Raw genomic sequence first — 14630 nt, 5'->3', positions numbered from 1 at the left:
GGAGGTCCTATAATGTCCGTGCATTTTTACTGGTATGTTCCCACTAATGGCGATGGCGAATACTTGGGATTGAGCGAGCCAGAGAGAAAGCCTACTTTGGATTATATAATAAGTGTTGCGAAAACAGCTGAAAAGGCTGGTTTTGAAGGGATCTTAATTCCTACGGGCATTCCTTACCTGGACTCATGGATAGTTGGTTCGGCGATCATTCATCATACGAGAACGATCAAGCCATTAATCGCATTCCGTCCAGGATTCATTGCCCCGACGGTTGCGGCGAAAATGGCCTCGACCCTTGATCAATTCTCGAAAGGGAGAATCCTAGTTAATGTTGTGACTGGAGGTTCGGCAAAGGAATTGGGTCAGGATGGTGACTTCGTTGAGCATGAAGAGCGATATGCCAGAACAGGCGAATTCCTTGAAGTCGTACAAAAAGCATGGACGGAAGAGAAAGTGAATCATATAGGTGAACATTTCACGATCAGCGATGGAGTTTTGAACCCGAGCATATACCAAAGTCCGAATATTCCGATTTATTTTGGCGGTTCATCGAATGCAGCAAAGGAAATTGCAGCGAAATCCGCGAATGTTTATTTACAATGGGGCGAACCAGCAGCGCAAATCGAGAAACAAATCCATGATGTCGAACAAAGAGCAAAGAAGTACGGAAGGCAATTGGAATATGGTGTCAGGATTCATGTCGTCGTTCGGGATGAGGAGGGTGAAGCATGGGAGGCAGCCACAAAAATAATAAGCAAGGCTGATGGGGAAGCGCTGAAAAGGATGAATCATTACCACGAAACGACGGATTCAGTGGCCCAAAAACGGATGAATGAATTGACGAGGAATAGTGAGCGCTTTGGTAGATATGGCTGGTCTGGAATCGGGAAAATAAGGAAAGGAGCCGGAACTGCCATTGTTGGAACGCCTGAACAAGTTAGGGAAGGTCTTCAGGAATATATCGATATTGGCGTCACACATTTCATCTTATCCGGTTTTCCCCATTTAGAGGAGGCAGAAAGATTCGGGCGGGCAGTGCGCCCATTGTTTGCGGAAAAGGTATTATGAGCAGTATGTTCCATAAACGTTAGGGGGAAGGATATGAAATTTTCAATCTGGGGTGCTAATTTATCTGGTGGCTTCTTGCGGGCAAATGTTCAGCAAAACACGGATGGAAGCATGGAATACAATCGCAAACTCGCAAAACTGGCGGACGAGCTACAAGTCGATTCCATCCTATATGCCATTCGCTATGTCGGCAGTATTGGAGGAGGCGAGACGGATCGAGGCCAGCTGGATCCTTTATCCGTCATTACTGCTTTGGCGGGGGAAACGAAAAACGTTCATTTTATTGCGGCAGTTCTGCCAGGGTTCATTCATCCCGCAACTCTTGCAAAAGTAGGCTCAACCATAGATATCATTTCAAATGGCAGATTTCACATTAATTTGGTCAGCGGCTGGTTCAAGGAAGAACAAGAAATGTTTGGAATCGAATGGATCAAGCATGAAGATCGGTATAAACGTTCAAAGGAATACTTAGAAGTTTTAAAGGGGTTGTGGACGACTGATAATTTTTCTTTTCAAGGACACTACTACCAAATAAAGAATGCCGTACTGGCACCGAAGCCCATTCAAAAACCATATCCAGCCATCTATCAAGGCGGCAATTCCCGGGATTCCCAAGAGATGGCCGGGGAATTTTCCGATCATTACTTTATGAACGGTGCCTCCATAGAAGAGCTGAAGGAACAAATGGATTATGTGAATGCTGTAGCACAAAAGCACGGCCGAAACGTGAAATTTGCCGTAAATGCTTTCGTCATCGCCAGAGAATCGGAAGAGGAGGCAGCAAGTGAATATCAGTATATTATAGAACATGCAGATGCTACGGCAATAGCGCAACAAAAAAAACGTACACATACAAAAGGAATGTGGAGAAACGCCTCTGCCATCAGTGACTTTGTAGCTAATAATGAGGGATTCAGGACAGGTTTAATCGGCAGCTACGAATCGGTTGCAAGAAAAATAGAGGAACTCCAGGCGATTGGAATCGATATGATCTTATTAACCTTCCGAAATGCACTAGTAGAATTACCCGACTTTTATAGCAACGTAAATAATCGTTTGGAAAAAGAGTTCATAAAGAATGAGTGAATGGAAGAATGGAATTCACATTATCAAGGCTGTCACATGAGTAATGATCTAAATTTAAGTGGCTGCCAACTGGTGGCCATTTTCATGGAATTAGGGCATAACAGTCCCACGATTTTACACTCCTTCTTAACAAACAGCATTTCTAGGAGAAAGGGAGAGGTAGCTTCATGATGGTATGGGATCCGCAAATAGAATTACACCCCTCTAAGTAAAAAAGGCGAACACTGAAAATGAACTTGGAAAAGGTTACACCCCTAAGCTCACGTATTCAGCTCTCATTTCTTCTCTAAACAATCGTTGGTTCGGTAAGCCCTTATTATAGACCACCGTCTAAACCGTCAATTTTCACGCCTCTGCTCCATTCACGGTCGATTTTTAAGCCCTTGTTTGTAATGGATATGGTTAATTCTCCTTCCTTCTCATAAACCTTAGCTGAGTTCCCGTCATAAACCTTAAATTTCGTTGTATAAAAGTAATCTATCGTGCCATCATCATTTTTGCTTTGTTCTTCAAGGGTCACATCTTGTACTTCAATACTTTTGTTAAGCTGCTTGGATACCAATTCCGGTATTTGATATTTACGGTTATCGATCTCCGCCTTATATTGTTCGTCTGTTAAAAATACTTTCATATTTTTTGCAATTTCATCAAAAGTAGGGGGATCGGATGCATCTTTAATGGTATATAGCTCTGTACTATACCCTTTAAATAATTTTTCTGCATCTTCCAGACTGACCTTTTCCCCCTCATTAATAGGTATCCCCTCCTTCAGCGCATCCTTGCTACAAGCAACTACACCATTAAACAATGCAAATAAAAACAATAAACTAAGAATTTTCTTTATGATAGCCACCCCATTTCCTTTCAATGTCCTTACACTCTACATATCGAGGCAAATCGTTTCATTGAAAGTTCATCATCATTAATTTTAACATAAATATCCATTTTATATTTACAATACATATCAGGGGAACCCAGTCACCTCCATGGAAATAACAGTGCTTGTGACAGGGGGTGAAGCTAAACCCTCATTGAACCTAGCCGCACCTGATCAAGGGATCGGTGCTCATGGAGATTTTCCAAAAGCTATTTTTTTAAAAAAGTGTCATTATTTAACACATTTATACTAGAACACTTGTTCCGTTTGTGTTATTATAAAAAAAAGATCTTATCGCTGCAAATGACTAGATTCACATTGATAATGAAAGGTCGGTTGTATCCGCGGGCCTTGCACGGTTGTACCGCTGAGCCGAACCAATTACAATCCTTCATTTAACAAAGGGTTCTTACAGCCCCCTCTTTAGTTCTTTAAGTAAAACCAAAATCCAGATCCAGCCACCATCCACATGACAAAAGTAAAACTCATTGAAAAACCAACTTTTCAATTCTGTCGCTTTAGAAGTAGCCCTTCCACCGTTGATCCCCCATTAAAAAGCGGGTCAATAGAACGCCAAGCAGAAATTCATCATGTCGATTATTTGCGAATTCAGGGATAAAGTCCAACGGTCAATTGAATCAATCTTCATACTATTATCCTGTTTAATAATTTTATTGGGATAACTTCAACCGAAAAATAGGTATTATGAATTAAAAGTAATGATAATATTCTGTTAATATTTCGTGTGATATTGTAAATTTGTTTTAAAATTGGATTATTTTGTTGTAATATAGGATATACACGAATCTTTACAGGAAAAAAGTAGGGGGATTTGTGTAAAAGATGAAGTTTTTTCAGATGTAATTTTTTGAAAAGCGTGCCAATTCAAGGGCCGTGTTAACAAATTATTATGTCAGTATAGAACTTATGGGAGGATATACTCTAATGGGGAAAAAGAAAATCGTGAAAATCGCATCTGCTGCGATTATGGCTGCGACAACGATCGTGGCAGTAGCACCGGCACCATCAGACGCCGCCACTAGCCTGAATGCAAAAATAAAAGCAGCTAAGGCCACCATCAAAAAACCATTCGATACCTATTTCTACTCTTCTAAACTCGCTTCCGTGTCCACTGTCGAGAAACAAATCAAGTCAGCCAAGCAAGCTAAAAAAGACATCAACTCTTCAATCAAAAAATCACTATTAAGCAAAAAAGAAAAAGAAGCCAAATACAAAGAAATCGAAGCTTATGATAAATATATCACCCGATCAGAGGGCTATGTAAAAGGATATAAAGACGCTGAAAAAGCGAAAGCGGCTCATGATAAGACGATCAATTCCTTTACGAACTCGGTCATTGCCAAGAAATCCAATGATATCAGGGATCAATACAACGCACTTGATAAAGCCGTGAAAAAGGCAGACAAGGCCATAAAAGATACGGTGTACGGTGCGAAGATCGAAAAGCTTTTATACGATAAATTCACAAAGTCGGCAAAAACGGCTTTGAATGGTGACCTTAAAGTGCCGTTTTACTATGAAAAAGCTGAGTACTGGGTGAAAAAAGGCGATTTAAAAACGGCAGACCAACGGATGAAAACCGTTTCGGCACAGCTGAAAAAGGTCAGTAAAACATCGAAGCTCGGCAAGGGCATCCATGCTTACGTAAAAGAAGTAACCGCTAAGTATGATGCTGCGGTATATGCAGAAAAGAAAAAGGAAGTCGCCAAAAAAGTGAATGCCTATGTAACTCTTGCCAACGGGGAGCTCAAAACGAAAGAACAGATAGATGCGGCTAAAAAAGCCAAGGCCGCCATCAATTTAAGTGGAATCAAGGATGCCGATCGCAAGGAATTCGAGGCGAAGATCACCCTGGCGGATAAAAAGGTTGCGGCTGCCGAAGAGGCTTTAAAGCCGAAGGCGATCACGCTTTCCTTGATGCACACGAATGACACGCATGCCCACTTGGACAATGTGGCCAAAAGGGTGACGGCCGTTAAGGAAGTGCGTCAAGAAAAACCGCAAGCGTTGTTGGTAGATGCTGGGGACGTATTTTCGGGAACTCTCTATTTCAATGAATTCAAGGGACAAGCAGATCTTCAATTCATGAATCTCATGAAATATGACATCATGACCTTTGGAAATCACGAATTTGACTTGGGTTCAAGTGCAGAAGGACATCAAGCTTTGGCCGATTTCGTCAAAGGGGCACAATTCCCATTTGTCAGTTCGAATGTGGATTTCTCCAAAGATAATAAGTTTAAGGGACTCTTCTCTGACTTGATTTCTAGTAAACCGGAGCAAGGGAAGATTTACAATGGTATCGTGAAGGAAGTGGACGGTCAAAAGGTCGGGTTCTTCGGGCTTACGACGGAAGAAACGAAAGATATTTCAAGTCCTGGAAGCATCCAGTTCGAAAACTATCTCGAAGAAGCCGAAAAAGCGGTCAAGGCATTCGAGGGCATGGGTGTGAATAAGATCGTCGCCATCTCCCATATTGGCTATGACGACAATGCAGCTTACGACAATGATCTAACATTGGCCGCAAGCGTCAAAGGGATCGATGTGATCGTGGGCGGCCATAGCCATACGCAATTGGATAACCCAGTCGTTATCGACAAGGATGCAAAAGGGAACGAAAAGGAGCCTACTGTCATCGTTCAGGGCTATCAGTATAGTGACTTTTTGGGAACGGTCGATGTGAACTTCGATAAGGACGGCAAGATTGTCGGGCAGGCCGGACAGCTGATCAAGCTTGCCGATAAGCAGGAAGATGCCGAAGCGGCTAAAGTGCTGGAAACATACTCCTCGAAGATTAAGGAGCTGAAGGAAACGAAGACTGGGGCAACCGCCGTGAATGCTTTGGAAACCCCTCGTGATGGAGGCGTCGAAACGAAGCCGAGTGTACGTAAAAATGAAACGGAACTAGGTAACTTGATTACGGATGGAATGCTTAGCAAAGCGAAAGAATTCAATAATGCTGCAGTCATCGCGTTCCAAAATGGCGGAGGGATCCGGGCCGGCATCGATCAAGGCGAAATCACGCTAGGGGAAATCCTGACCGTTTTACCATTTGGCAATACGCTGGCGACGATGAAGCTGACTGGTGTGGAAATCACGGAGGCATTAGAGCATAGTGTCAGCCTTGCACCTAAGGAAAATGGCGGTTTCCTCCATGTAGCCGGAATGAAATTCAGCTACGACAGCTCGAAGCCGGCAGGCAGCCGTGTGAACAAGGTGGAGGTATTGGGCCAAGATGGAACATACTCCGAATTGGAGTCAGCGAAGCAATATGTCGTGGCGACCAATGCTTTTACAGCCAAGGGCGGAGATGGCTTCACCGTTTTCAAGAAGGCTTATGAAGAAGGACGGGTGACGGATATCGGGCTCGCCGATTGGGAAAATTTACGCGATTATGTAAGCGGACTGAAAACCATCTCTCCAAGCATTGAAGGACGGATTAAAGACGTGGCTGGAAACCCTGCTGATCCAACCGTAGTTTCTGCTAAGGACTTTGGGGGAAGTGCTGATGCACCGAAGACCCATAACGGCGATGTGGTTGTGGACATTACGGATATCGACTCTTTGAAGGATGCGGAAGTTAAAGGCAATCTTACATTGACGGGTACTCCTGCGGATGACTTCACTTTTTCGAATGTTACGGTCGAGGGCGATCTGGACGTAGCAGTTGTTCAAGGTAAAAACGTGAACATGAACGGCATCACCGTGAAGGGCGAAATCATTTTTTAATTCGCATGAAACAGATATACGTAAAAAGTCGGAGGGGTTGAGATCTTGAAGAAGAGTGGGATGAGCAAGCTTTTCCTTGCCATATTGTTTGTGCTATCAACGGTTTTGCCATACGCAGCCGTTGCAAACGCGGAAGGGACGACGATAACGGTGGCGGAAGCCATTACCAATAACAGCGGGACGGCAACTGTGAAGGGATACATTGTCGGCGTCGCAAAAAGCGGGACGAGCTATCAGCAGGCATCGCCTTTTACTGAAGGGACGAATATTGGGATAGCGGACAGCCGGGATGAAACGGATGTAAAGAAAATCATGCCCGTACAGCTTCCAGCCGGAAGCATCCGCACGGCATTGAATCTAGTCGATCATCCGGAATTGTTGAAGGCACAAGTGTCGATTACCGGGAAATTGGAAAAATATTTTTCCGTACCTGGTCTGAAATCGCCGACCGCATACACCATCATCACGGATGGAGGAACTTCTCCTGAACAGCCTGATGTGAAGGTTCTGGATTCCATTGCCGAGGCCCGCACGAATACCGAAGATGTTGTGCAGGTGGATGGCGTGGTGACCACAGGGCTGGGATATTGGGGTGGTAAAGGCTTTTATATCCAAGATGAGACCGCTGGGCTATATGTGTATGGTTCTTCATGGCCTAAGGATGTAAAGCAAGGGGATAAGGTTCGTTTAATTGGCAAGGTTTCTGCTTATAACAAGGAATTGCAAATGCAGCCGACTTCCTTGGATGTCATTTCTTCCGGGAATGAGCTTCCGAGTATCCAAAAGCTGGACGCAACTGGCGTCAATGGTGACACACAAGGGGAGCTGGTCTCCCTTGAAAACGTGACCATTACAGGATTGGCTGCATCGGGAACATACGGAACATTCGAATTTGTGGCGAAGGATGCCAAAGGAAACACGGTGATTGTCCGTCATGATAACCGCAACGGTTCGACTTATGACGATTTCCTGAAAAGCTTTAAAGACGGCGATGTCATTTCCGTTACCGGAATCGCCTCACAATTCAATGACACATACCAACTGAAGCCGCGTGGCCTTGAAGATTATGAACTAATCAACAAACCGGCCGTTTACACGGATATTTTCCCTGGAACGGTGAGTGAACATACGAAGGTAACACTTAATACCGGCTGGAAAGATGCGAAGATTCATTATACGCTCGATGGATCAGAACCGACTTCAGCAAGCACGCTTTACACAGAGCCCATCATCTTGACGAAAGATACGGTCATAAAGGCAATGGCTGTTAACGACAAAACGTCTGAGGTTTTCTCATTTGCCTATACCGTCACGAAAACCAATGAAGTGAAAATCCGTGACATCCAGGGGATGGATCATTATTCATCGTACGAGAATCAACTCGTCTCTGGTGTCGAGGGTGTCGTCACGTATGTAAAAGATGCGAATAACTTCTACATGCAGGATCCGAATCCGGATCAGGACGTAACGACTTCGGAGGGAATTCTTGTATACAATAAAGCGCATGGTCTGAAAGCGGGAGATCATATCAAGGTGGCAGGTAAGGTCGTTGAATGGTATATCGAGGGGTATGCCGAGATGAAAACGACAGATTTGCCAACAACGGAATTGACGAACACGACCGTGGAAAAGCTCGGCACAGTGACTGTACCGAAACCGATCGTCATCGGCAAAGACGTCACTCCGCCTGCGGAAAACATAGATGATGATAGATTGACAGATTTCAATCCAGGCGAAGATGGCATTGATTTCTATGAGAGCTTGGAGGGTATGCTCGTCCAAGTATCCAACCCAAAAGTGGTTGCGCCACAAGACTATGGTGAATTGGTCGTGGTTCCTGGGAATATGGAAACGACGACTGCTGTTGGAGGCGTGAAAATTACGGAAACGGACTTCAATCCTGAACGGATCATCTTGGATATAGATGATGAAAAATTCGTGGCCAAAACCGGTGATTCCTTTGAAGGATCGGTTACGGGTGTACTCAGTTATGGATTCAGCAACTACCGGGTGCTGACGGATAAAAATCAGCTGCCGACATTAAAGGATGGCGGCACGGCCCGGGAAGTGACAGTGCTAGAGAAGGCTTCCGATAAATTATCGATTGCTTCCTATAATATCGAGAATTTCTCGACGCAAACGGCTAACGCGAAAGTGGAAACGATCGCAACATCCATCATTACAAATCTTAAGCAGCCGGATATCATCGGCGTTACCGAGATGCAGGATAATGATGGGGAAACGGACAGCGGGACAACGGATTCTGCACAAAGTGCCAAGAAGCTAACGGACAAAATCAAAGCATTGGGCGGACCGGACTATCAATTCATCGATATCGCTCCAGAAAATAAACGCGATGGCGGAGCGCCAGGCGGGAATATCCGTGTCGGCTTCTTATATAATGCCGACCGTGTCAAGTTAACGGAGGGAACGAAAGGGACGGCGACGCAGTCGGTAGCCTTCAAGGATGGAAAGCTTACCTTGAACCCTGGACGGATCGAGCCTGCTGATCCTGCCTTCGCTTCAAGCCGGAAGCCGTTGGCCGCTCAATTCGAATTCAAAGGCGAAAGTGTAGTGGTAGTCGCCAATCACTTCAATTCAAAGGGAGGCGACCAGCCATTATTCGGAAAGAATCAGCCTCCTGTGCTTTCAAGTGAGACGCAAAGGCTTAAGATTGCTTCCATCGTCAACGGATTTGTCAGTGATATTAAGGCACAGGATGCCAAGGCGAATATCGTCTTGCTTGGCGATTTCAACGATTATGAATTTTCGGCACCGCTTAAAACATTAAAGGGTAAAGACTTAACGAATATGATCGAGAAAGTGCCTTTTGAGAAACGGTATTCATACACCTATCAAGGGAATTCCCAAGTATTGGACCATATTCTCGTCTCGAATAATATGGCCGCTGCGACGAAAGTCGATATTGTCCATATTAACTCATCCTTCATGGAAGTGCATGGACGGGCAAGCGACCATGATCCTGTATTGATTCAAACCGCTCTATCCGGGTCAGGCGGAGTTGAACCGGTTACGCCAGATAAAACGTATCATCTGCAAAACGTTAAAACAAAAAAACTTACGATTGCATCCCCTAGTGTTTTGGTGGATTTGGACGAAACATCCAAAATTGATGAAGGCATCTTGTTAAAGAGTTCCTATGCAGTATTCAAAGGCTTGGGCCTCAAAAATGTGACAGTCACGATCAAGCCGGATAAGGAAGGCGCAGTCATTGATTTTGGCGGCATGGCAGTGAAGGAAGTCATCATCGATAACGCTCTTGTAAAAGAAATCCGCGGCGCTGAAAATGTCCAGAAATGGACAGTAACCGAAGGCGTCGACACAAAGAATATCAAGTTTTTCAATTCGAAAGGGGAAGCCATCGCTTCCCCTTTTTGGGACTAAAGAAAATCAAGCGCCAGTCGTGACGAAACGTTTGGAAAACGTTAATGTGCAACTCGGGACTAAGGTAACGATCGATCTGGATGAACATTTCACAGACCCCGATGGCGATCCACTGACATTTTCATCGACGATTGGTGCGGTTGCCGGCTCCACTTTAACTCTCCCTACAAATGAGGCGGGGACAACCATTGTTGCAGTCAAGGCCGAAGACAAACAGTCGGAAGCAGTTGCCCGTTTCACGTTGAACGTCTCGGATGATCCTCCGCTTGAAGCGTATTACGACAAGGCGGCAGGGAAAACGGGGACGGAATTGAAGTCTGTGCTGCACTCCATCATCAAGGGGCATACGATGGTGTCTTATGATCAAGTTTGGAATGCCCTTAAGGAAACGGATGAAGATCCGCAAAACAGCAATAATGTCATCCTGCTTTACTCTGGAAAATCGATTGCCAAGAACGCCAATGGCGGCAATGCTGGGCAATGGAACCGTGAACATGTCTGGGCAAAGTCACACGGTGATTTTGGAACAAGCAAAGGCCCTGGGACCGATCTTCATCACCTCCGTCCCGCCGATGTGACGGTGAATGGCAAACGGGGCCATCTCGATTTTGATGAGGGCGGTCAATCGTATAGTGGCTGTGAATGCAAGTTCGATGCAGATTCATGGGAGCCGCCAGATCATGTGAAAGGCGATATCGCCAGGATGCTGTTTTACATGGCCGTCCGTTATGAAGGAAACGGGGAGTTGGATTTGGAATTATCCGATACGGTCAATACGTATCCGAAGCCGTTGCATGGAAAGCTTTCGACTTTATTGAAATGGAATGATCTCGATCCAGTCGACGATTTCGAAAGCCATCGAAATGATGTCATTTATGGGTGGCAGCATAACCGCAATCCATTCATTGATCATCCTGAGTGGGTGTCCAAGATTTGGGGTGGGGTAAGTTCGAAGGATGAAAAAAAGGCGAGCTAGTATTTTAAAGGCAGAAGGAGCAGCTGGCATGTGTACAGCTGCTCCATTTTGGCCTTCCGGGTTGCTTTCATTTGCTCTTCATTTGCTTTCCATAAGTCATATACCTCCAAGCTTTTTCCATTGGACCCATAGGGAAGAACTTGAACCAGATTATGCTGAACATGATTTGTATTCCATAAATCAAGACGGCAATATATACAACATCAAGTGGTGAAACGACTTCGAGACCGATAAGGAAGATGATAGCCGAACCAATGATGCTTTGGGCGATATAATTGGTGAAAGCCATTTGTCCGACAAGGGAAATCGGCTTCAGCCATTTCACGATCCGTTCTTTTTCAACTAATAGGAACATTGTGGATAAGTAAAACAGCGTAGTTGGGATCGCACCCAATTTGATAAGCAGATCGATATGATCATCACCATGCTGCGAAGTGTTCCAGATCCAACCGGATAAAATCATGAACACGGGAAAGGTGCCGAGCTGTATCCATTTAAGCTGTTTTGATAATGCTTGTATCCGAACAAGCCAATTTGCTTTGGCGGTTAAAAAACCAGCTAAAAACATGATGAAGATTAGAATACCATCATTGGTTAGAAACTCCAGGATTGGTGATGCTATAGATGGAACAAGGATATTGGTAAGTAAGGATGCCATGTAAATGACGGTCATGCCCCCTAACCACTTCTTCAGTGTGGAAACCTTTGCACGATAAAAGGGGATCAAAAGCAACCCGACAATTGAGTATACCGGCAAAATGGTTCCCCAGAAGATGAAAAAGTGAAGAATTCCTAACACGAAGAGGGTCAGTAACCGTCTCACCATCCTCCAGCGAGGTTTATCGCCGCGACTTTCGGCTCTTGAAGCAAAAATATACAAACCTGCTCCAAATAGGAAAGAAAATATCGAAAAGAATTTCTTTTCCACGATGATGTCTATCAATGTGCTGATGATGCCGTTAACGCCGTTATAATCAGGTAGGGGGTCTCCTTCGATCATGGTTTTGAACGCACCTACATTAATAAGCAATATGCCAAAAAGAGCAAGGCCGCGGATAATGTCCAATGAGATGATTCTTTCTTTTTGTGATATGGAAGGGATCAATGTCATTCTCCTTTAAAAAATTATTCTGTAATGATCACTATACCCAACGAACCTTACCTGATCTTAGTGCCAACCTTACAGAAACCTTAAAATTTGAAGAACGCTATAAGAGACTAAATTATGTAAAAATACTGAAATATTTAATAATATTTTTATTTTCTTAATAAGAAATTTTGTTAGGTATGCAGTCTAATATATGGTAAGATGAAATATGCAATGAAAGGGTTTACATTTCTAGGAAAAATAAAGATATTTTAATATAATGAAGAGGTTGTCCGTTTCGACAGCTTAATAGATGCTCGGCTTTAATGGAGAATTTGGCAGAAGCGCGATACGCCGCCAGTCCATTTCACCATATAGGCTTGAATGAAGAACAAAAAGCGGCATAAACAATGTCGGTTTAGTGCCAGAAAAGGAGCGGTACACAATGAAATACAGATCTGCATTTGATATAATCGGTCCCGTGATGATCGGACCTTCCAGTTCACATACAGCAGGAGCTGCCAGAATAGGCAGAGTGGCAAGGACATTATTCGGGAAGCAACCTAATAAAGCCATCATTTCTTTGTACGGTTCTTTTGCAAAAACCTACAGGGGACACGGCACGGATGTTGCTGTCGTTGGCGGGATATTGGATTTCGATACCGATGATGAAAGGATTCCTTCCTCCTTAACCATTGCGGAAGAAGCGGGCATGGAGGTTACCTTTACAATCGAGGATACGGTGATGGATCATCCCAATACAGTCAAGATCAGGCTATTCGATGAAGAGAAGGAACTGGAGCTTGTTGGAATCTCCATAGGCGGGGGTACAATCGAAATAACGGAGCTGAATACATTTAAGCTTAAATTGTCAGGCGAAAATCCAGCCATTCTGGTTGTGCACAACGATGTATTCGGGATCATATCCTCCGTTTCAACCGTTTTGGCGAATCACGAAATTAACATCGGCCATATGGAAGTTTCACGAAAAGAAAAAGGCCAGATGGCCCTCATGGTGATTGAAGTCGATCAGAAGATCAAGCTTGAAATCATGAAAGAGCTTGAGGGATTGGAAAACGTTTTGCAAGTCATTAAAATGGTGGAATAAAGAAAATTTAAGAATGTTGGTATAGATGTGGAGGTAGAGATATGTTCCGGAATGTAGCAGAGTTGGTTGAACTTGCTGAAAGTAAGAATGTTAAAATCGCAGAGATCATGATTTTGCAAGAAATGGAGTTCTCTGGCTTGTCGAGGGAGCAAATCATTGAAAAAATGGACAGGAATCTGACGGTCATGGAACAAGCGGTCGAAAGAGGACTTAAGGGAGTGCAATCCGTTACAGGCCTAACTGGCGGAGATGCGGTCCTGCTGCAAAATTATATGAAGACGGGCAGGGCTCTCGCAGGCAATCTGCTCTTGGATGCCGTCAGCAAGGCTGTTGCCACGAACGAAGTGAATGCAGCAATGGGCATGATTTGTGCCACTCCCACTGCGGGGTCTGCAGGTGTGGTTCCCGGTACCTTATTTGCTGTAAAGGAAAAATTGAATCCGACGAGGGCAGAAATGATTGAATTTCTCTTCACCTCGGCAGCGTTCGGTTTTGTCGTTGCGAACAACGCGTCGATTTCAGGGGCAGCTGGAGGCTGTCAAGCAGAAGTCGGTTCGGCAAGCGGAATGGCGGCAGCTGCGATTGTGGAGCTAGCCGGCGGTACCCCTAGTCAATCTGCAGAGGCGATGGCGATCACATTGAAAAATATGCTTGGCCTTGTTTGCGATCCCGTGGCTGGTTTAGTTGAGGTTCCTTGCGTGAAACGTAACGCGATGGGAGCATCTAACGCGATAACGGCAGCAGACATGGCACTGGCAGGCATAACGAGCCGTATTCCATGCGACGAAGTGATCGATGCGATGTATAAAATTGGGCAGACCATGCCAGTCGCCCTTCGCGAGACGGCAGAAGGAGGCCTTGCGGCTACTCCAACAGGCCGGAGATTGGCAGAGGAAATATTCGGGTCTTATAAATAAATCCACCCCCCATTAACGACAGCCGTGGTTAGTGGGGGTTTTTGCATTGTATACCTGTATAAGCAATGCATCACAAAACAAAAAAAGGAAAATAGAGGAAATTAGAGAGATTCGGCGTTTCCATGCTCCGGGAGCTGAACAGGCGGCCGAGAATCTGGATTATCAATGAATATGAAGGCTGAGTCACTTTGTCAGTTATCGGGCGGAATGATAAGATGAAAACGAAATTTAAACTGGAAAGGATTGATTCTTCATCAATTTTCTCGAATTAACGTACACGTCGGCAATGGAAAAAGCAATGTTTCAGGCTCATGGGATCGGTTATGCACTATATGCTCAAAAACTGGAGCAACGGA

Annotated in this window: 9 protein-coding genes; 7 read left to right on the top strand and 2 right to left on the bottom strand. The window is 44.6% G+C overall.

Going from position 1 to position 14630, the window contains the following annotated elements:
* The first annotated feature begins 12 nt into the window (after window positions 1-12).
* A complete protein-coding gene (locus CVN76_RS20745) occupies window positions 13-1068 on the top strand; it encodes an LLM class flavin-dependent oxidoreductase (RefSeq protein ID WP_100532878.1) in 1056 nt (351 codons plus the stop codon).
* A gap of 33 nt (window positions 1069-1101) precedes the next feature.
* Complete coding sequence (locus tag CVN76_RS20740; protein ID WP_100532877.1) at window positions 1102-2154, top strand: LLM class flavin-dependent oxidoreductase; 1053 nt, start codon at window positions 1102-1104, stop codon at window positions 2152-2154.
* A 316-nt stretch (window positions 2155-2470) separates the two neighbouring features.
* On the opposite strand, the gene CVN76_RS20735 is transcribed toward CVN76_RS20740, so the two are convergent.
* The gene (locus CVN76_RS20735) at window positions 2471-3007 is read right to left on the bottom strand and encodes a hypothetical protein (RefSeq protein WP_157805733.1); all 537 of its coding nucleotides are present in this window, start codon (window positions 3005-3007) and stop codon (window positions 2471-2473) included.
* Window positions 3008-3976: 969 nt separating this feature from the next.
* Here CVN76_RS20735 and CVN76_RS31915 point away from each other — a divergent pair.
* From CVN76_RS31915 to CVN76_RS20720, 3 genes are read left to right on the top strand one after another with little or no spacing between them, the layout of a single operon-like run.
* Window positions 3977-6781 (top strand): bifunctional metallophosphatase/5'-nucleotidase, encoded by a 2805-nt coding sequence (locus CVN76_RS31915; protein WP_232732398.1) that lies wholly within the window; start codon window positions 3977-3979, stop codon window positions 6779-6781.
* A 45-nt stretch (window positions 6782-6826) separates the two neighbouring features.
* The gene (locus CVN76_RS20725) at window positions 6827-10186 is read left to right on the top strand and encodes a DUF6359 domain-containing protein (protein WP_232732396.1); all 3360 of its coding nucleotides are present in this window, start codon (window positions 6827-6829) and stop codon (window positions 10184-10186) included.
* Window positions 10187-10205: 19 nt separating this feature from the next.
* Complete coding sequence (locus tag CVN76_RS20720; protein WP_232732394.1) at window positions 10206-11162, top strand: endonuclease; 957 nt, start codon at window positions 10206-10208, stop codon at window positions 11160-11162.
* Window positions 11163-11229: 67 nt separating this feature from the next.
* Here the strand turns inward: CVN76_RS20720 and CVN76_RS20715 are convergent, their stop codons facing one another.
* Entirely contained in the window at window positions 11230-12273 is a 1044-nt protein-coding gene (locus CVN76_RS20715) for a DUF418 domain-containing protein (RefSeq protein WP_332850656.1), read from the bottom strand.
* Window positions 12274-12694: 421 nt separating this feature from the next.
* Between CVN76_RS20715 and sdaAB the strand changes: the two genes are divergently transcribed.
* Complete coding sequence (gene sdaAB / locus CVN76_RS20710; protein ID WP_061142738.1) at window positions 12695-13357, top strand: L-serine ammonia-lyase, iron-sulfur-dependent subunit beta; 663 nt, start codon at window positions 12695-12697, stop codon at window positions 13355-13357.
* A gap of 41 nt (window positions 13358-13398) precedes the next feature.
* Complete coding sequence (gene sdaAA / locus CVN76_RS20705) at window positions 13399-14274, top strand: L-serine ammonia-lyase, iron-sulfur-dependent, subunit alpha (RefSeq protein ID WP_061142739.1); 876 nt, start codon at window positions 13399-13401, stop codon at window positions 14272-14274.
* Window positions 14275-14630 lie beyond the last annotated feature (356 nt).

It is taken from the genome of Bacillus sp. mrc49 (assembly GCF_002803435.1).
Note: the sequence above shows the minus strand (reverse complement) of the source record. Positions and strands in the feature narration are given on the sequence as shown.